This is a genomic window from Halorubrum sp. SD690R, from assembly GCF_005435035.1.
Taxonomy (GTDB): domain Archaea; phylum Halobacteriota; class Halobacteria; order Halobacteriales; family Haloferacaceae; genus Halorubrum; species Halorubrum ezzemoulense.
Genome location: NZ_SGTV01000011.1, coordinates 65,824 through 83,998 on the forward strand (window position 1 = coordinate 65,824; position 18,175 = coordinate 83,998).

Sequence of the window (18,175 nt, forward strand, 5' to 3'; positions counted from 1 at the left end):
GTGACCAACAGGAACCGAAACAGCCCGACTGCAGTCCGGTCCCGTCGACTCGGCGGCGGACTCTCTCCCGCTACTGGCGGGCGGGGTGGTCGGCGCGGAGCCGCGTCTGTCCTTCGCCGAGGAGTCGCTCGCGGAGCGTCTCACCCGGCGGCTCGGCGTCGGCCGGGGGGACGAGCCCGCGCTCGCGGAGCTCCGGGACGACGAGGTCGACGAAGTCGACGAGCGAGTCCGGGCGGACGACCTCCTTGACGTTGAACCCGTGGACGCCGACCTCTTCGTGCCAGCGCTGGAGCTCGTCGGCGATCACCTCCGGGGTGCCGACGATCTTCGGCGAGGTGGTGCCGAGCCCGCAGAACTCCGCGACTTCGCGGACCGTCCACTCGCGGTCCGGCTGCGCCTTCGTGAACGCGTTCATCGTCCCTTGGATCGCGTCCGTCTCGATGTGTTCGACCTTCTGGTCGGGGTCGAGTTCGGATAGGTCCATGTCGAGGAAGCCGGACAGCAGCGCGAGCGTCGCCTCGACGTCGACGTGCCGCTTGTACTCCGCGTGCTTCGCCTCCGCGAGCGCCTGCGTCTCGCCGACGATCGGCACCACGCCGATGAAAAAGCGGAGGCTCTCGGGGTCGCGCCCGGCGTCGGCCGCGCGCGACTTCACGTCCGACATGTACTCGACGACGCCCTCCTCGGTCGGCTGGCTGGCGAAGACGGCCTCGGCGTTGCGCGCGGCGAACGACCGGCCGTAGTCGGAGGAACCGGCCTGGTAGACGACGGGGGTGCGCTGAGGCGACGGCTCGCAGCCGTGCGGCCCCGGCACAGAGAAGTGATCGCCCTCGTAATCGATCGCGTGGACCTTCTCCGGGTCGCTGTACCGCCCGGCCTCGCGGTCGGCCTCGACCGCGTCGTCTTCCCACGACTCCTCCCACAGTTCGTAGCAGACGTCGAGGAACTCGTCGGCGCGGTCGTAGCGCGTCTCCTTGTCCATCCGATCGTCGAGGCCGAGGTTCGCCGCGGCCGACTCCAGGTACGAGGTGACGACGTTGATCGCCACCCGGCCGTCGGTGAGGTGATCGAGCGTCGAGAACTCCCGCGCCAGCTGGTAGGGGTGGGTGTACGTCGTCGAGCGCGTCACCGCGAAGCCGAGGTCGTCCGTGACCTCCGCCATCGCGGGCACGACCAGCTGCGGGTCGTTCGCTGGCGTCTGGACCGCCCGCTCGACGGCCGTCTCGCGGTCGTCGCCGTACACGTCGTAGATTCCGCGCACGTCGGCGAAGAACACCGCGTCGAAGCCGCCGCGCTCGGCGGTGCGCGCGACCTCGGTCCAGTACTCGCGGTCGGCGTAGTCCGCCGACCGGTCGCCGGGGTACCGCCACGACCCGGGCGAGACGTGCTCCACCGAGGTCATGGTGAAGAGGTTGAGGTGTAGGTGATCGGACACGGACCATCGTACGCGTTCCGGGGTAATACGGCCACAGGAAGTGGCGTCACTTGTCGCGGTCGCGGACGCCTCGCGACGGAGACGCGCGGAGCGACCGCCGACCGGACGCCGACCCGCGGGCCCTACGCGGAGACCGACTCCGGCGAGGAGACGTACGCGGCGAAGTCGGAGGTGGTGATGATGCCGATGGGGGTCCTCCCGTCGACGACCGGGACGTGGTGGAACCCGCGTTCCAGCATCGTCGCGGCGACCGCCGACACGTCGTCTTGCGCGCCGGTGGTGATCGGGTCGCGCGTCATGTACCGCTCGACGGTCGTCTCGGCTTTCGGTTGGCTCTTGGCGACGATGTCGACGAAGTCCGTCGAGGTGAGGATCCCGACGAGGTCGCCGTCGTCGTCGACGACCAGCACGGAGCTGATGTCGTTTTCGAGCAGCACCGCGGCCGCGTCCTCGACCAACGTGTCCGGCGTCACCGTGTGGAGGTCCGTCGACATCAGTCGCGCGACGAAGACGTCTTCGATCTCGTCCATACCGGAGAGACCCGCCCTCGCCGTATAAGCGTTCTCACAGATACCGTGAGAGCCCGGACTGACGGCGCGGGCCGTCCCCCTCGGGAGCCGCGACCCACGCCGTCCGCTCGTCGCGGAGGCCGTCGCGCTCGGCCGCCGGCGGGTCGGCCGCCTCGAACGCGGGACACCCGCCTCCGCACTCGCGGCCGGGGTCGACGACGCGGTCGAAGTGCGCGCAGCGCGGTCGCCCGTCGGCGGTCGTCTCGCCGTGCGCGCACGCCGGCGGCTCGGGGCGCCACCCCTTCCCGTAGGCGCGCTCGGCGACCTGCCACCGCTTGCGGGCCTTCGCCTCGGGGCCGACGAGCGCCACGTCCGTGCGGGAGGGCCGCTCGTCGCGGATCTCGACGCCCGGCGCCGCCGGGTCGAGCGGCGTCGGCTCGCGGACGACCTCGCGCTCGCCCGTCTCCGGGTCGAACCGCCAGACGCCGACCGCGTCCGGGATCCGGTTGAGGTGCGCGCGGGTGACGTACGAGGCGGTGGCGAGGACCACCTCGTCGAAGAGTCCAAGCGCGGCGTCGTACCGGAGCTGCGCCTCCAGGTCGCCCGGCGTCCCGAGGTCGGGCTTGTTCTCGACGGCGACGAGCTCGTCCACCCAGTCGTCCGGGTAGCGCGCGGTCGCGCGGACGACCTCCCGGCCGTTCCGCCGCTCGCGTTCGAGGTAGCCGACCTCGACCGCGCGGTCGACGACGGCTGCGGCCCGGTCCGGCGGGAGGTCGAAGGCGTCGGCGACGGGGACGGCCTCGCCCGGGCCGACCGCGGCCTCGACGGCCGGACCGGGGATCCGCTCGGCGCTGATCGCGGCGCGGTCGTCGAAGCCGGGTCCCGGCGACAGCAGACAGACATCGACGATGCGCGCGCCGGGCGTCTCGACGCCCGCCCCGAGCTGGCGGGCGACGACCCGGTCAGGCGATTCGAGCGCGGCGCACAACGCCAGCTCGAACCGGTACTCCATACCGCGAACAGGGCGGCCTCGGGCTAAAACGCGTCGCCGCCCTCTCGCCGTGAGTCGCCGCCGTCGCGGTCGCGTCACCGCGAGTCGTCACCCACGCGGTCGCGTCCCGCCGACCGCGGTCCGGTCGGCCGAAACCGGTATTCCCCGCGGGACCCTACGGCGACCATGCGCCGGGTCACCCGGAACCTCCTCATCGCCATCGTTCTCGTCGTCGTCGCGCTGCTCGCGCTCGGCGCGCTCCCGAGCTACCTCGGGAGCGGCGACCCCTACTACCTCACCGTCGAACCGATCGAGACGAACGGCACTGCCGCCGACGTGAACAACGTCTCCGACCGCCGGTACCCGTACCTGATCGGTGCGATAGAGAGCCCTGACGGGCGCTCCGACGGCTACCAGGCCGGGCCGTACGGGATGAAGGAGTGGTTCACCCACACCCCGTTCGACGAGGTCGACGCGCTCACCCAACAGGTGCCGAACGCCTCGACCGAGACCGGCGTGCGGGTGCGCCGCGGCGGCGAGGTGTACCACGCCGAGGTGGTCCGCCCGTGACGGACGAAGACGGGGCGCCCGGCGCGGACGAGGGACCCGCCGGCGCCGACGCGCCGGCCGCCGACCTCCGCGAGCTCCCCGCGTTCTCCGACGGGCGCAACCACTCGCTGCCGGGCGAGCCCGAGTGGCCGGTGGAGGAGGTCGTCGTCGAGTACGACGAGGGGTGGTTCGTCGGCGGTTACGACCGCGTCGAGCAGCCCGACGGCACGGAGAAGAAGTACTACTGGGCGGAGCTGTCGCCCGCGACGGTGATCGTCGCGGTCGCCGACGACCGGGTGCTGTTCGTCGAGCAGTACCGGCCCACCGTGCGGAACACGCAACTGGAGCTCCCGGCCGGAATCGTCGAGTCCGGCGAGTCCTACACCGAGGCCGGTGCGCGCGAACTCGCCGAGGAGACCGGCTTTGCGCCGTCCTCGACGTCGCTGCTCCAGGAGGTGTGGTGTTCGACGGGCGTGTTGCGCCACAAGCGCGGCTACGTGTTCGCCGAGGGGTTGGAGCCGGTCGACGTCGACCACGACAGCAACGAGTTCCTCGCGCCGCGAGCGGTCCCGGTCGACGAGGCGCTGGACATCGCCCGGGAGCCCCCGACGAACGACGCGACGCTCGAAGGGCTCCTGATCGCCGAGCGCGAGGGGCTGTTGTAGGCGACCCCCCCGGGCGTCCGCCGGCGACCGGACAGAACCCGACACGCGTCCAGTTCACGGGGCCAACGCGGAGGTATTAATCGCTGCGGCCCCTCAATAGACGTATGAGCCACGCATCGGAGCAGTCGGTGTTGCTGTCGGACGACCCCCCGCTCGATCTCCGCCTCTCGGACGACGAACTTGCGGCGACCCGCGAGCGCATCGTCTCGTTCATCCGCGACGTCGTCGACGACGCGGGCGCCGAGGGGGCGGTCCTCGGCCTCTCGGGCGGTATCGACTCGACGCTCACCGCCCACCTCGCGGTCGAGGCGCTCGGCGAGGACGGCCTCCACGGCCTCACGATGCCCTCGGCGGTGAACGACGCGGACGTGATGAGCGACGCGGAGCGCGTCGCCCACGACCTCGGCGTCGAGTACGACGTGATCGAGATCCAGCCGATCGCGGAGGCCTTCTTCGACGCGGTCCCGGAGGCCGCGACGGACCAGATGGCGGCCGGGAACGTCTACGTCCGCACCCGCGCCGTGTTGAACTACTTCGTCGCTAACGCCGAGAACCGGGTCGTCCTCGGCACCGGGAACCGCGCAGAGGCGATGACCGGCTACTACACGAAGTACGGCGACCAGGCGGTCGACTGTAACCCCATCGGCAACCTCTACAAACAGCAGGTGCGCCAGCTGGCCGCCCACGTCGGCGTCCCCCGCGACCTCGTGATGCAGGAGCCGACCGCGGGGATGTGGGAGGGCCAGACCGACGCCGAGGAGATGGGGCTCGACTACGACACCGTCGACGCCATCCTCGCGGTCCACGTCGACGGCGGACTCTCGCGGTCGGCGACGGTCAGCGAACTCGACGTGCCCGAAGAGGCCGTCGACCGCGTGGTCGACCTCCACGAGCGCAGCGCCCACAAGCGGGCGATGCCCCCGGCGCCCGCCCGCGAACTGTAACGCCCGCGTCGCGCCCCTTCAGAACTCCCGCATCGCTTCGAGCACGTCGTGCGCGGAGCCGTCGTCGATGGCCTCGCGGGCGGCGTCGAGGCCCTCCTCGATGGAGTCGGCGTCGCCGCCGGCGTAGATCCGAAGCGCGGCGTTGACCGCGACCGCGTCCGCGAAGGCGCCGTCTCGCTCGCCCGCCAGCACCTCCTCGGTGATCGCGGCGGAGTCGGTCGCGACGTCGTCGACCGCGAGGTCGTCTTCCTCGAGGTCCATCCCGTACTCCGCGGTCTCGATCTCGAAGTCGTCGAAGGACGCGCCCTCGCTGCCCTCGCCGTCGTCGCCCGACGCGTCCCACTCGGCGACCTTGGTGTAGCCGGGGCGTACGTCGTCGTACCCCTCCATGCCCTGGAACATCAGGACGCGGTCGAGGTCGTGGAACTCGCTTTCGACGAACGTGTCGACCACCTTCTTCGCGAACGCGAGGTGGTAGAAGGAGCCGAGGTGGACGGACGCGCCGGCGGGGTTCGCCAGCGTCTCGACGGTGTTGACGAACGACCGGACGCCCATCTGGTCGCGCCGGTCGAACAGGTCGTCGATGGCGGGGTTGAACGCGGGCTGGTAGTAGAAGCCGAAGCCGGTCTCGTCGACCATGTCGGCTGAGTCGGCGGGGGTCAGCTCCGTGTGGACGCCGAGCTCGTCGAGGACGTGTTTGTACGCGTCCTGCTTCTGCGTGGGCACGCGGTCGCCCGAGTGGACGACGACGGGAGTGCCCGCGGCGGCCGCGACCGCGCCCGCCGCGACGCCGAGGATCGCCGTCCGTCCCTTCCCGTCGTAGTTCGCGCCGCAGTCGACGGGGTCGGCGTCGGGTTCGGCGTACTCGACGCGGTCGCACATCACGTCGACGTACGCGCCGAGCTCCTCGGCCGTGTTCCGCTTCCAGCGGTTCGAGAGCCAGAACGCCCCGAGCGTCGTCGGGTCGGGCTCGCCCGCGAGGATGCGCTCGAACGCCTCGGTCGCCTGCGCGCGCGTCAGGTCGTCGGCCGACTTGTGGCCGGAGCCGCAGACCTCGGTCATCAGCCGCTTGAGGGGCCAGTCGCCGAACTCCTGAGTCGCCTGAGCCATACGCTCCGTTAGGCTTCTCGCACGAAAAGTCCCCCGTTCGACTCCCGCACCGCGGGAACGAGAGGGACCCCCTCCGCCCTCCGACTCGACGCGGTAACACCGCGCGCGAGCGATGAGCCGGGACGGCGCGACCGCTCTCGCCCGATCTGTGGTACTCACCCACACAGTACAAATGGACGAATGTCTTGTTCTGTGAGAATATATGTGAAAAAGCGCTAAACTTGCTCTGTAAGTGTGCCGTATCAGGGTCAAAATAGCGTTAGAGTTATATGCTTGTCCAGATAGTTAGCGATCGTACCCGATGACGTCCAAATCCGTCGCCACCGCGCTCACGCTGTATCGGTCCCGCACGCTGACGCTCGAACAGGCCGCGACCGTCGGCGGCTGCTCGACGGCGCAGTTGGAGAAGAGCGCCCGGGCGTTCGCGCCGACGCCCGGCGAGGCCCCCGCCGACGACTGAATCACCGTCGCGACGCCCGGCGAGGCCCCCGCCGACGACCGACGCTCCACCCCGACCGACGCTCCGCCCCGAACGTGGTGTCCCCCTGACGGTCGGCGCCCTCCGAAACCCGTACGTACACTCCGCCCCAAGCGTTTCCAATGAGTTTGGACGCCGACTGGCGGGCCGACCTCGACGCGGTCGACGCGGCCCTCATCGACGAGTACCAGAGCGGCTTCCCCGTCGAACGCCGTCCGTTCGAGCGGGTCGCCCGCGAGATCGCGGCCGAGACGGGCGTCGCGGTCGACGCCGACGACCTCCTCGACCGCGTCCGCGACCTCCGCGATCGCGGCGTGTTCCGCCGGTTCGGCGCGGTGCTCAACCCGCCGGTCATCGGCTCGTCGACGCTCGCGGCGGTGCGCGCGCCGGACGACCGGTTCGACGAGGTCGCCGAGGTGATCAACGGGTACCGGCAGGTGAACCACAACTACCGCCGCGACCACGAGTGGAACCAGTGGTTCGTCGTCACCGCGGGCTCCCGCGAGAAGCGCGACGAGATCCTCGCGGAGATCGAGGAGAAAACCGGCTGCGAGGTGCTGGCGCTCCCGATGCTCACGGACTACTACATCGACCTTGAGTTCCCCGTAGTCAACGCCGACCGGTTCGCGCGGGAGTCGCTCGACCACACCGACGTCTCCGCCACCCGCATCTCCGAGGACGCGCGTGGTGACCTGAGCCCGCTCGAAGCGGACCTCCTCTTGGCGATCCAGGACGGCTTCCCGCTGTCCGCGACCCCCTACACCGACGTGGCGAACGAGATCGACGCGCCCGTCGACGACGTGCTCGCGGCGGTCGAGCGCCTCCTCGCCGACGGCTGTATCAAGCGGATCGGTTGCGTCGTCAACCACGTCGTCACCGGCTTCACGAACAACTGTATGGTGGTTTGGGACGTGCCGGACGAGGAGCTCGACGAGCGCGGCGAGGCGGTCGGCAGCCTCCCGTACGTCACGCTCTGTTACCACCGCCCGCGTCGCCCCGACCAGGAGTGGGAGTACAATCTGTTCACGATGATCCACGGTCGGGAGGCGGAGGCGGTCGACGCGAAGATCGACGAGCTGGCGACCGACCACCTCCCGTTCGACCACGAGCGACTCTACTCGACCGAGACGCTGAAACAGACCGGCGCGCGCTACGAGGACCTCGTCGCGGACGACGGGTAACGTAAAAAACCTCCGCGGCTCAGTCGTCGCCGAGGGCGGCCGTCCGCTCCTCTGCCGCCGAGTCGGCGGCGGCGAACTCATCGGCGCCGAGGCGGTCGAGCGCGTCCGCGCCCGCGACCGCGATGACGACGAAGCCGACCTTCGAGACGATGTCGAGGTAGACGAACACGAGCATCTCCGTCGCGGACGTCAGCAGGCCGAAGCCGGTGGGCGCGAGCAGCCACACGACCGGGTACAGCGTCCACAGCACCACGGTGATGTTCCGCAGCGTGCCGAAGACGGCGCGGACCCGGTCGCCCTCCGCCGATGCCGACCGCGGGAGCGCGACGAGCAGCCCGTAGACGAGCGCGAGGTACGCGGCTCCGCCGACGGCGAAGGCGGCCCACGACACCGCTCCGCCGGTGGCGGCGGCGGTGACCCCGCCGGCGATGACCACCACGTCGACGCCGATCAGCCCGGTGAGAACCCGTCGGGACGGGCGGGCGAGCAGCCCGAGGTAGAGGAGTATGAGCGGCGTGGTCACGAGCCAGTCGACGTACCGGACGACCTCCAGCTCGCCGGCCGCCGTCGACAGCGTGCCGACGCCGAGCGCCATCGCGAGGTACGCGAGCGCCGCGACGCCGGTGACGCCGGCGAGGGTCCCGTAGTAGACGCCGTGCGACTCGTCGGTCGCCGACGATCCGGAGAGCCACGCCCACAGCGGGGGAACCGTTCCGGCGCCCATCGCGAGCGCGCCGATCCACGCCCAGACGGTGGTGTCGACGAGCATCTCAGTTCACCCCCTCCCCGGCGTGCGCGTCGTCGCCCCCGCCGCGCGAGAAGTCAAACTCGCTCCCGTCGCCGTCGCCTCCCCCGTCGGGGACGGCGGTGGCGCCGTCGGCCACCGCGCCGCGGCCCGTCCCGTCGCCCGCGGCGCCGAGACCGTCGCCGGCCGCGAACTCGAAGTCGTCGACCGCGTCGCGCAGCGCGAGCGCCCGGTCGGAGAGCGACCCGGCCGCGGTCTCGACCGCCCCGAGAGTCCGCTCCTGCTCGTCGACCGCACCGGTGACGTCGCCGGCCGCGCTGGCCGTCTGCGCGCTGATCGCGGAGACGTCCTCGACGTGGCCGACCACCGCGTCGACGGAGTCGGCCTGCGTCTCCGTCGTCCGGGTGATCTCGGTCATGCTCGCGTCGGTGCGCTCGGAGGCCTCCGCGAGGCGTTCGAGGGCGTCGATCGAGGTCTCGACCGTGTCGACGCCGGCCGAGATCCGCTGTTCCGTGCGCGCCATCGCGTCGGCGCCCGTCTCCGCGCGCTCCTGGACGGAGCGGATCCGGGCCTCGATCTCGCTCGCCGACTCCTGGGTCTCCTCGGCCAGCGCCTTCACCTCCTCGGCGACGACCGCGAAGCCGGCGCCGTCGGCCCCGGAGCGGGCCGCCTCGATGGAGGCGTTCAGCGCGAGCAGGTTCGTCTGCTCGGCGATCTCCGAGATGGTGTCGACCACCTCGCCGATCTCCTCGACCTCCGCGGCGAGCGCCTCGACCTCCGCGGTCGTCTCCGCGGTCGTCTCCTCGACCGCGTCCATCTCCGCGAGCGCCTCCTCGGCGGCCTCGCGACCCTCGTCGCCGACCTCCGCCGCGTGTTCCGCGGTCTCCGCCACGTCGGTGACGGTGGAGGCGACCTCCTCGGCCGAGGACGCGAGGTTCTCGGCCTCGTCGGTCGCCGCCCGCAGGTCGTCGCGCTGGGTACGCGCGCCCTCGGCGATCTCCTCGACCGCCTCGCTCACGGTCCCTGTCGTCGCCCGCAGGTCCTCCGTGCGGTCGTCGACGGTCCCGGCCACGTCGGCGGTGTCCTCGGCGACGGTCGCGACGGACGCGACCGTCCCCTCCAGCTCGTCGGCCATCTCGTTGAACGCGGCGCCCACCCGCGCCATCGCCTCGTTGTCGCTCTCGGGGTCGACCCGGCGCGTCAGGTCGCCGTCGGCGAGCGCGCGCATGGCGGACTCGTACTCGGTCGCCTTGTGTTCGACCGTCTCGGCGCGCGTGTCGGCCTCCCGTCGCGCTCGTTCCGCCTCCTCGCGGGCCGCTTCGGCGTCGGAGATCTCCGAGCGCAGCGAACCGCGCATCTCGTCGAACGCGTGGAACAGCCGCCCGATCTCGTCGGTTCGCCCGGTGTCGAGCCGCACGTCGAGCTCTCCCTCGGCCATCCGCTCGGCCTTGTCAGTCAGTTGCCGCAGGGAGATGACCGTGTTCGAGCCGACGGTGACGCCGATGAGCGCGAGCCCGATCACCGTCAACAGCGTCATCCCGACCAGTCCGGAGCGCACTTCGGCGCCCGCGGCGCCGGTCCCCTCCGCGCGTAGATAGACGATGACTCCGTACGAAACTGAGACCGCCATGACCCCGATCAGCGACAGAGCGAGCTTCGCACCGTAGCTCGATCGGACGCCCGAGGCCGATCCCTCTTGCATGTATACCGAACGGCAGAGATCCTATCGTCATAATAACTCCTCCCCGAATATTACCAGTGATACTCTGCTCGCGGTCGACTCGGGCGGTACCGGCGGCTCGGCGAGCGGAAAGCGAGCACGTGCGCGAGGCCGCCGGGCCTGACACCCCGATCCGCCGGAACCGGTACGTTGAGGGCGTCGCCGCCCGCACGGACGCGCATGGCGACCGCCTTCGACAGACTCGGATACGGGACGTACAAGCTGGCCGCCGGCGAGGAGTGCGCGGCCGGCGTCGCCCACGCGATCGAGACCGGCTACCGCCACGTCGACACCGCCCAGGGGTACGACAACGAGGCCTCGGTCGGCGACGGGATCGACCGGAGCGACCGCGACCGCGAGGACCTGTTCGTCGCGACGAAGCTCTCGACGAACAACCTCTCGTACGACGACGCGGTCGAGACCGCCCGCGCCAGCCGCGACCGGCTCGGTGTCGACTCGATCGACCTGCTGTACGTCCACTGGCCGATCAACACCTACGAGCCCGCGGAGACGCTGCCCGCGCTCGACGACCTCGTCGACGACGGGGTGATAGATCGGATCGGGCTCTCGAACTTCGAGCCCGACGAACTCGACGAGGCGCTCGACCGCCTCGACCACGACGTGTTCGCCCACCAGGTGGAGTGTCACCCCCTGCTTCAACAGGAGCGGCTCCGCGAGTACGCCGTCGAACACGACCACTGGCTCGTCGCCTACTCGCCGATCGCGCGCAACCGCGTCGCCGAGGTCGACGCCCTCCGAGAGATAGCCGCGGCCCACGACGCGACCCCGGCCCAAGTGAGCCTCGCGTGGCTGCTCTCGAAGGAGCGCGTCGCGCCGATCCCGAAGGCGGCCGACTTCGGCCACGTCGAGGACAACTGGGCGGCCCGTGAGATCGACCTGACGGACGAGGAACTCGCCCGGATCGACGCGCTCGACCGCCGCGAGCGGATCGTCGACTTCGAGGAGGCGTCGTGGAACCGAGACCGATCTCCGTAACGCTCAATACCGGTATTGTGGCCTCATAGTCGGTTTAACGAGGATTCGGATCGAACCCCCGCCCGTGCCGGACCCGAACTCGCGGACCGACGCCGGCCCGCCCGCCGGCGGCTCCCCGAGCGCCGACTCGGACCCGGACGGCGAGTCCGGTCTCCGCGACCGTCCCGCCCTCCTCGCGGCGACGCCCGGGACGGACGCGGTGCTCGATCAGCTCCGGACGCTCGCGGTCCTCGCTGGCCTTCTCGCCCTCCTCGTGACGCTGATCGCCGTCGAGCTGCTCGTTCGTATCTGAGCCCGCCGGCCGACCGAAACTGAACGCGAGACCCGCCCGATCCGGCACCCGACCCGTCCTCTCCGTCGGTTTCACTTCCGCTTTCGGGCGCGTTTTTAAAAGGCGCGGGCGAGACGGGTCCGGTATGGGCCAGTCCACGTTCGATGACGACGACCTGTTCGGCGAGGCGGCCGCGGAGACCCGCGCGGAGGTCGAAGAGCACCTCGCCGCGGCGCGCGAGGAACTCCCGGACCCGGACGCGGTGTGGGAGACGGACGCGGACAACGTCCTCGGCGCGCTCAACGGACTGAAATCCGCGCTCGACGCCGGCGACGCCGTCGACAGCGTCCGCTCGGCGAAGAAGGCGTACGTCCTCGGCGAGCGCGCCGACGCCTTCGAGGACGCCGCCGACCTGAAAGCGGAGATCGAGGAGCTCGAATCGCTCGTCGGCGACATCGAGAGCGCCGCCGACGAGGTCGCCTCCCTCACCGGCACCGTCCCCGCGATCCGCGGGGCGCTTCAGGACGCGGCGGACGAGGAGTAACCTTCCGCTCCGGCCGCGCCCTACGTCGACTTCCGGTCAGCGACCGCTTCCGCCAGCGCCGCGAGCGCCGCGCTCGCGCGGTCGAGCAGGACCGCGCCCCGCTCGGCGTCGCCCTCCCGCGGGTCGCCGACGACGCCGTTGTCGGTGAACTCGGCAGAGTCGTGCGCGAGGTTCACCCCAGACACCCACTCGCCCCACCGGTCGGCGGCGCCCGCGCTCGCATCGTCGACCCGCTCCTCGCGGACCAAGTCCGGATTCGTCGCGCGCAGCAGCGCCGTCTCCAGCGGGCCAGCGTGACCCATGTCGCTCGCGTGGTCGCCGACCGACTCGAACCACGTGAACGCCACCCCGTACCCCGCGTGGGCGTCGTCGCGCGAGAAGCGGCGGGCGACCTCCGCCAGCGCCTCGACGTTCCCCCCGTGCCCGTTGACGAACACGACGCGGTCGACCCCGTGCGAGACCAGCGACTCCGCGGACTCCCGGACGTACGCCCGGAACGTCTCCGGGGAAACCCACATCGTCCCGTCGAAGGCGCGGTGCTCCTCCGCGACGCCGACCGGGATCGGCGGCGCGACCGCGACCTCCCCGCGGTCCGCTCCCGGCTCGCCGCCCGACCCCTCGTCGTCCGTACCCGTCTCCTCGTAGGCGTCCGCGCTCGCCTCCGCGACCGCGACGGCGTTCAGCGCGTCGGTGCCGAGCGGGGCGTGCGGCCCGTGCTGTTCCGTGCTGCCGACCGGGAGGAACGCGACGTCGACGTCGGCGTCGCGAACGTCGGTCCACGTGACCTCGCTGAGGCGCATACCGACGCCTCGGTGGCCGGCGTCGTATAGCCGGCGGTCATCGCCGATGCCGAGTGGTCACCGCCGGCGTCTGGTGGTCGCCGCGGCGCAGGGGCGGTCGACCGCTCGCGAGGCATGTGCGCTCGCCCCGCGGCCGCTCCCGGGGTATTATGACGCTTCCCGCGGATCGCGGCTCCATGAGCGGTAATAACGCGGATCACGACACGGGGACACACGACTCGGCTCCGGCCGTGACGTTCGGCCCGCTGAAGCGGGCGCTCCGCGAACACCGCTATCCGGTGACCGCGGCGGAGCTGATAGAGCAGTACGGCGCCGCGACGTTGGAGACGCCGACGGGGACGGCGCGGCTCGACGGGCTGCTCGAAGGGCGCGAGGAGACGCAGTTTCGGGATCCGTCGGAGGTCCGCGAGGCCGTTCTCGATGCGCTCGGGCACGCCGACGCGTCCCCGGAGGCGGCCGCCGACGAGTGGACGCGGCTTCCGCGGTGACTCTTCGGTCGAGCCCCGCCCCGTTCCGCTCGGCGCGCGGCCCCGATCAGTCGTCGTCGGTATCGGCCTCTTCGACTATCCGCGCCGTGCGCTCCTGCGCGCGGTCGATGAACTCCTGCGGGAGCTCGTCGATCTCGCCCGCCTGAACGCCCCAGAGGTGCGCGTACAGCCCGTCGTTGTCGAGCAGCTCGTCGTGCGTCCCCCGCTCGGCGATCTGCCCGCCCTCCAACACGAGGATCGTGTCTGCGTCCTTGATCGTCGAGAGCCGGTGGGCGATCGCGAACGTCGTCCGCTCCTCGGTGAGCCGGTCGAGCGAGCGCTGGATCAGCATCTCCGTCTCCGTGTCGACGTCCGAGGTCGCCTCGTCGAGGATGAGGATGTCCGGGTCCTTGAGCACCGCCCGCGCGATGGTGACGCGCTGGCGCTGCCCGCCGGAGAGCTTCACGCCGCGCTCGCCGACCATGGTGTCGTAGCCGTCGGGGAGGTTCTGGATGAACTCGTGCGCCTCGGCGGCCTCGGCGGCCTCGCGGACCTCCTCGTCGGTGGCGTCGAAGGTGCCGTAGGTGATGTTCTCGCGGACCGTGCCGTAGAACAGGTACGAGGACTGCCCGACGTAGCCGATCGAGCGACGGAGCGACTTGAGCGTCACGTCGCGGACGTCGTGTCCGTCGATCTCGATCGACCCCTCGTCGACGTCGTACATCCGGAGGAGCAGCTTGAGCACGGTCGACTTCCCCGCGCCGGTCGGGCCGACCAGCGCGAGCGTCTCGCCGCCCTCGACGGCGAAGTCGACGTCCTCGACGATCGTCTCGTCGTCGTAGCCGAAGGAGACGTCGTCGTACACCACGTCGCCGTCGCCGACCGTCAGGTCCTCCGCGCCCGGGTCCTCGGCGAGCCGCGACGGCTCGTCCATCAGCCCGAAGATCCGCGCGGAGGAGGCGCGGGCGCGCTGGTACATGTTGATGATCTGCCCGAACTGCGCCATCGGCCAGATGAACCGCTGGGTGTAGAGGATGAAGACGACGAACATCCCCACCGAGAGCTCGCCGGTGAACGGTCCCGGCGGCGTCTCCTGGAACACCCAGAGGCCGCCGATGATGAACGTCACCACGAAGCCGACCCCGGCGAGCACGCGGAGCCCCGGGAAGAACTTGATCCGGGTCGTGATCGCGTCCCAGTTGGCGTCGAAGTAGTCCATCGACACGTCGTCGACGCGGTCGGACTCGTACGGCTCCGTGTTCGACGACTTAATCACCTGGATGCCGCCGAGGTTGTTCTCCAGCCGGGAGTTCATCTTCCCGACCGACGAGCGGACCTCGGCGTACTTCGGCTGGATGATCCTGATGAACAGGTAGGTGAACCCGCCGATGATCGGCACCGGCAGCAGCGCGACTAAGGCGAGCTGCCAGTTGATCCAGAAGAGGAGGACGCCGATGCCGACGACCATCACCGACAGGCGGAACAGGGAGTTCATCCCGTCGTTGAGGAACCGTTCGAGCCGGTTCACGTCGTTCGAGAGGATCGACATCATCTCCCCGGTCTGCTTGTCGGAGAAGAACTCCATGTTGAGCCGCTGCATCTTGTCGTAGGTGTCCGTCCGGACGTCGTGCTGGATGTTCTGGGCGAAGGCGTTGAACCCCCAGTTCCGGATCCAGTGGAACCCGGCCCCGATCCCGAACGCGCCCCCGATGACGGCGATGGTGAACCAGAACTGCGCGGTCTGTCCCGTCGGCAGCCACGCGTCGGGGAGGACGACGAGCGGGATCTGCTCGCTGAACAGGGCGTCCTCGTAGAACACGGCGTCGATGGCGATCCCAAGCATCAGCGGCGGGAGCAGGTCGAGCAGCCGCGCGAAGACGCTCGCGAACACCCCAACGGTCACCTGCGGGACGTAGTCGCGGCCGTACTCGACGAACAGCCGCTTCATCGGATTCTCTATTTTGTCCCGCTGCTCCTCGAAGGGATCGTCGTCCTCCCATTCGACGCCACTCATCACGAGTTCGTATCAGGTAGGCGGGCAAATAGGTTTCCTTCGAACCGAAATACGTCGGCAGAAAACGCCGGTAACACCCGTTCGATCGGGTGATCTCTCCCGGAACCACCGCGGTCACCGGCGTCGGCGCAGCGGTCGACCCGACGGTCAGTCCGGCGCGCGCGGCGACCTCGGTCACGCCGACCGCGCGCCGGGCTCAGAGTTCGCGCCGCTCGACGGCGGTGTCGATCCCGGCCTCGTCGAGGTCGTCGCGCACACGTCGCCGGAGCGGGTCCGGCACCCCGTCCCGCGGGACCGGCGTCGCCGTTCCCTCCTCGTCTTCGTCGGTCGGGACGGACCAGTAGAGGACGTGGCCCGTCTCGGCGTAAAACTCCACCGCGTACCGGTCCCGTCCCCCCTCGTAGTGGACGCGGGCGGCCGCGCCCTCCGCGCGCCACCCCTCCTGTCTGACCAAGGCGGCGATCGGCTCTCGCATGGTCGCTCTCGGGCGGCCGGACTCATGTGGGTGTCGCCGATCGGCCGCCCGCCCGATCCGGCGCCCTCCTCCCCCGCATCGACACCGGTTTACAACCGCCGACCCGATGAGTCGCCATGTCTCTTCGCGTCACGTTCCTCGGGACGGGCGGCGCCGTTCCCACCGTCGAGCGCGCGGCCAGCGCCGTCTTCGTCAACCGCGAGGGCGACCGCTTCCTCTTCGACTGCGGCGAGGGCACGCAGCGCGAGATGATGCGCAGCGGCACCGGATTCGCCGTCGACCGCGTGTTCGCCTCGCACCTCCACGGCGACCACGTCCTCGGCATCCCCGGCCTCGTCCAGACGCTCGGGTTCAACGACCGCACCGACCCGCTGACGATCCACTGCCCGCCGGGGACCGGCGGGCACCTCCACGACCTGGTCCACGCGGCCGGCCACGACCCCGCCTTCCCGATCCGGATCGAGCCGGTCGCTCCCGGCGAGGTCGCCCACGAGACCGACGAGTACGAGATCCGCGCGTTCGAGACGGAACACCGCACCGTCTCGCAGGGGTACGTCCTAGCGGAGGACGACCGCCCCGGCCGGTTCGACCGCCCGAAGGCGGAGGAGCTCGGCGTCCCCGTCGGGCCGAAGTTCGGCCGCCTCCACGGGGGCGAGCCGGTCGAGGCCGAGGACGGCACGGTCGTCGAGCCGGAGCAGGTCGTCGGCCCGTCGCGTCCGGGCCGGAAGCTTGTCTACACCGCGGACACGCGCCCGCGCGAGTCGACGGTCGAAGCGGCCGCGGACGCCGACCTGCTCATCCACGACGCCACCTTCGCCGACGACATGGCCGACCGCGCCCGCGACACGGCTCACTCGACCGGCGGCGAGGCGGGGTCGATCGCCGACCGCGCGGACGCGAAGCGGCTCGCCTTGGTCCACATCTCCTCGCGCTACGCCGCCGACCCGCGCCCGATCCGCCGCGACGCCCGCGAGGCGTTCGACGGCGAGTGCCTGCTCCCCGACGACGGCGACCTGATCGAGGTGCCGTTCCCCGACGCCGACGAGTGAGGGTCCCGAACACCCGTTCCTCCGTTCGGCTCGTCCCCCTCCGTGCTACCGCAAACCGTGGGACGGTTCCACTCGAAACGGCGCCCGCGCACGGCTGACGCGCGTCTGACGCGGCCGCCGCCGCTCCGGTGTCTTCCGAGCATCTGATCCGCGGTCGGTCCGGCGCCGATCCGGAGAACTCCGGAGAGAAGAGCGCTCTCGACGGATACGTTCACTTTCACCGCGGTCACGGGCGTTTTAATACGGTGAGGAACCAACGGCCGTACGCCTCCCAGTGAAACAAGACCGGAGGCGGAGACACCCTATGAGCGAACTGCGACAGGAAGCGGAAGCGATAGCGGAACAGTTCTCGGACCACACGGACGTCGACCCCGACGACGTCGAGGAGCGCCTGACGACGCTCGTCGACGAGTACCGCGTGCCGCTCGACGAGGCGAGCCGGAGCGTCACTAACAGCTACCTCGAAGACGCCGGGATGGAGCGCGACGAGCTCGGCCGCGGCGGCAGCGAGGAGGTCCTCGTCAACGACATCGACGAGGACGAGCAGTGGGTGGACCTGCGCGTCGAGCTGGTCGACCTGTGGGAGCCCCGCAGCGACTCCATCTCGCAGGTCGGTCTCCTCGGCGACGAGTCGGGCACGATCAAGTTTGTCGCCTTCGAGACCTCCGACCTCCCCGAGCTGACGGAGGGACAGGCGTACGAGCTCTCGAACGTCGTCACCGACGAGTACGAGGGGAGCTACTCGGTGAAGCTCAACCGGACGACCGGTATCACCGAGATCGACGAAGCGATCGAGGTCGGCGACAACGCCGACACCGTCGAGGGCGCGCTGGTCGACATCCAGTCCGGCTCCGGGCTGATCAAGCGCTGCCCCGAGGAGGACTGTACGCGCGTCCTCCAGAACGGGCGCTGCTCCGAGCACGGCCAGGTCGAGGGCGAGTTCGACCTGCGGATCAAGGGCGTCCTCGACGACGGCGAGACCGTCACCGAGGTCATCTTCGACCGCGAGGCCACCGAGGATCTCACCGGCATGACCCTCGAGGAGGCCAAGGACATGGCGATGGACGCGCTCGACACCACCGTCGTCGCCGAGGAGATGGGCGAGGACGTGCTCGGGCGCTACTACCGCGTCACCGGCCCGACCTTCGGGCGGTACGTCCTGGTCGACGAGATGGAGGACCCCGGCACCGTCGACGTTGAAAGCGCGCTGATCGAAGCGAGGTCGATTTGAA

General features: G+C 70.5%; 20 protein-coding genes. 11 read left to right on the forward strand and 9 right to left on the reverse strand.

Annotation, left to right across the window (positions count from 1 at the left end):
* Positions 1-70: 70 nt before the first annotated feature.
* The 3 genes from EXE41_RS08800 to EXE41_RS08810 all read right to left on the reverse strand — a co-directional run bounded on the left by EXE41_RS08800 (position 71) and on the right by EXE41_RS08810 (position 2,956).
* Positions 71-1,435: an LLM class flavin-dependent oxidoreductase gene (locus EXE41_RS08800; protein WP_086215290.1), complete on the reverse strand. Its 1,365-nt coding sequence runs from the start codon at positions 1,433-1,435 to the stop codon at positions 71-73.
* 122 nt (positions 1,436-1,557) lie between these two features.
* Positions 1,558-1,965, reverse strand: a complete 408-nt coding sequence (locus EXE41_RS08805; RefSeq protein ID WP_049932217.1) for a cyclic nucleotide-binding/CBS domain-containing protein — start codon at positions 1,963-1,965, stop codon at positions 1,558-1,560.
* Positions 1,966-1,999: 34 nt separating this feature from the next.
* Positions 2,000-2,956 carry a DUF5787 family protein gene (locus EXE41_RS08810; protein ID WP_137690772.1) on the reverse strand — a complete coding sequence of 319 codons (957 nt, stop codon included), beginning with the start codon at positions 2,954-2,956 and terminating at the stop codon, positions 2,000-2,002.
* A gap of 165 nt (positions 2,957-3,121) precedes the next feature.
* On the opposite strand from EXE41_RS08810, the gene EXE41_RS08815 reads away from it, so the two are divergent.
* The 3 genes from EXE41_RS08815 (at position 3,122) to EXE41_RS08825 (ending at position 5,093) form a co-directional block, all read left to right on the forward strand.
* The gene (locus EXE41_RS08815) at positions 3,122-3,505 is read left to right on the forward strand and encodes a hypothetical protein (protein WP_049932220.1); all 384 of its coding nucleotides are present in this window, start codon (positions 3,122-3,124) and stop codon (positions 3,503-3,505) included.
* Positions 3,502-4,149, forward strand: a complete 648-nt coding sequence (locus EXE41_RS08820; protein ID WP_137690773.1) for an NUDIX hydrolase — start codon at positions 3,502-3,504, stop codon at positions 4,147-4,149. The genes EXE41_RS08815 and EXE41_RS08820 overlap by 4 nt, the downstream gene beginning before the upstream one ends.
* 104 nt (positions 4,150-4,253) lie before the next feature.
* On the forward strand, positions 4,254-5,093 hold the full coding sequence (locus EXE41_RS08825; protein ID WP_049932225.1) for an NAD+ synthase: 840 nt from the start codon (positions 4,254-4,256) through the stop codon (positions 5,091-5,093).
* An 18-nt stretch (positions 5,094-5,111) separates the two neighbouring features.
* Here the strand turns inward: EXE41_RS08825 and EXE41_RS08830 are convergent, their stop codons facing one another.
* A complete protein-coding gene (locus EXE41_RS08830) occupies positions 5,112-6,203 on the reverse strand; it encodes an anthranilate phosphoribosyltransferase (RefSeq protein WP_049932227.1) in 1,092 nt (363 codons plus the stop codon).
* Between the two features lie 301 nt (positions 6,204-6,504).
* Between EXE41_RS08830 and EXE41_RS19280 the strand changes: the two genes are divergently transcribed.
* Both EXE41_RS19280 and EXE41_RS08835 read left to right on the forward strand, forming a co-directional pair.
* A complete protein-coding gene (locus EXE41_RS19280) occupies positions 6,505-6,663 on the forward strand; it encodes a hypothetical protein (RefSeq protein ID WP_167373093.1) in 159 nt (52 codons plus the stop codon).
* 140 nt (positions 6,664-6,803) lie between these two features.
* Positions 6,804-7,862, forward strand: coding sequence for an Lrp/AsnC family transcriptional regulator (locus tag EXE41_RS08835; protein WP_137690774.1), 1,059 nt, complete (start codon positions 6,804-6,806; stop codon positions 7,860-7,862).
* A gap of 19 nt (positions 7,863-7,881) precedes the next feature.
* Here EXE41_RS08835 and EXE41_RS08840 read toward each other — a convergent pair whose 3' ends face one another.
* Both EXE41_RS08840 and EXE41_RS08845 read right to left on the reverse strand, forming a co-directional pair.
* Entirely contained in the window at positions 7,882-8,631 is a 750-nt protein-coding gene (locus EXE41_RS08840) for a bacteriorhodopsin (protein WP_086215295.1), read from the reverse strand.
* Position 8,632: 1 nt separating this feature from the next.
* The gene (locus EXE41_RS08845) at positions 8,633-10,309 is read right to left on the reverse strand and encodes a methyl-accepting chemotaxis protein (RefSeq protein WP_137690775.1); all 1,677 of its coding nucleotides are present in this window, start codon (positions 10,307-10,309) and stop codon (positions 8,633-8,635) included.
* A gap of 198 nt (positions 10,310-10,507) precedes the next feature.
* Between EXE41_RS08845 and EXE41_RS08850 the strand changes: the two genes are divergently transcribed.
* The 3 genes from EXE41_RS08850 to EXE41_RS08860 all read left to right on the forward strand — a co-directional run bounded on the left by EXE41_RS08850 (position 10,508) and on the right by EXE41_RS08860 (position 12,138).
* Entirely contained in the window at positions 10,508-11,323 is an 816-nt protein-coding gene (locus tag EXE41_RS08850) for an aldo/keto reductase (protein ID WP_137690776.1), read from the forward strand.
* A gap of 64 nt (positions 11,324-11,387) precedes the next feature.
* Complete coding sequence (locus tag EXE41_RS08855; RefSeq protein ID WP_086215298.1) at positions 11,388-11,615, forward strand: hypothetical protein; 228 nt, start codon at positions 11,388-11,390, stop codon at positions 11,613-11,615.
* Between the two features lie 124 nt (positions 11,616-11,739).
* A complete protein-coding gene (locus EXE41_RS08860; protein ID WP_089308671.1) occupies positions 11,740-12,138 on the forward strand; it encodes a DUF5790 family protein in 399 nt (132 codons plus the stop codon).
* 20 nt (positions 12,139-12,158) lie between these two features.
* Here EXE41_RS08860 and EXE41_RS08865 read toward each other — a convergent pair whose 3' ends face one another.
* A complete protein-coding gene (locus EXE41_RS08865) occupies positions 12,159-12,938 on the reverse strand; it encodes a creatininase family protein (RefSeq protein WP_086215299.1) in 780 nt (259 codons plus the stop codon).
* A 176-nt stretch (positions 12,939-13,114) separates the two neighbouring features.
* Here EXE41_RS08865 and EXE41_RS08870 point away from each other — a divergent pair, with 176 nt between their 5' ends.
* A complete protein-coding gene (locus EXE41_RS08870; protein WP_137690777.1) occupies positions 13,115-13,426 on the forward strand; it encodes a DUF5789 family protein in 312 nt (103 codons plus the stop codon).
* A 46-nt stretch (positions 13,427-13,472) separates the two neighbouring features.
* Here EXE41_RS08870 and EXE41_RS08875 read toward each other — a convergent pair whose 3' ends face one another.
* Entirely contained in the window at positions 13,473-15,419 is a 1,947-nt protein-coding gene (locus tag EXE41_RS08875) for an ABC transporter ATP-binding protein (RefSeq protein WP_137690778.1), read from the reverse strand.
* A 196-nt stretch (positions 15,420-15,615) separates the two neighbouring features.
* Positions 15,616-15,894, reverse strand: a complete 279-nt coding sequence (locus tag EXE41_RS08880; RefSeq protein ID WP_049932243.1) for a hypothetical protein — start codon at positions 15,892-15,894, stop codon at positions 15,616-15,618.
* A 116-nt stretch (positions 15,895-16,010) separates the two neighbouring features.
* Here EXE41_RS08880 and rnz point away from each other — a divergent pair, with 116 nt between their 5' ends.
* Positions 16,011-16,943 carry a ribonuclease Z gene (gene rnz / locus EXE41_RS08885; protein ID WP_137690779.1) on the forward strand — a complete coding sequence of 311 codons (933 nt, stop codon included), beginning with the start codon at positions 16,011-16,013 and terminating at the stop codon, positions 16,941-16,943.
* 304 nt (positions 16,944-17,247) lie between these two features.
* Positions 17,248-18,174 carry a replication factor A gene (locus EXE41_RS08890; RefSeq protein WP_049932247.1) on the forward strand — a complete coding sequence of 309 codons (927 nt, stop codon included), beginning with the start codon at positions 17,248-17,250 and terminating at the stop codon, positions 18,172-18,174.
* Position 18,175: the final 1 nt, after the last annotated feature.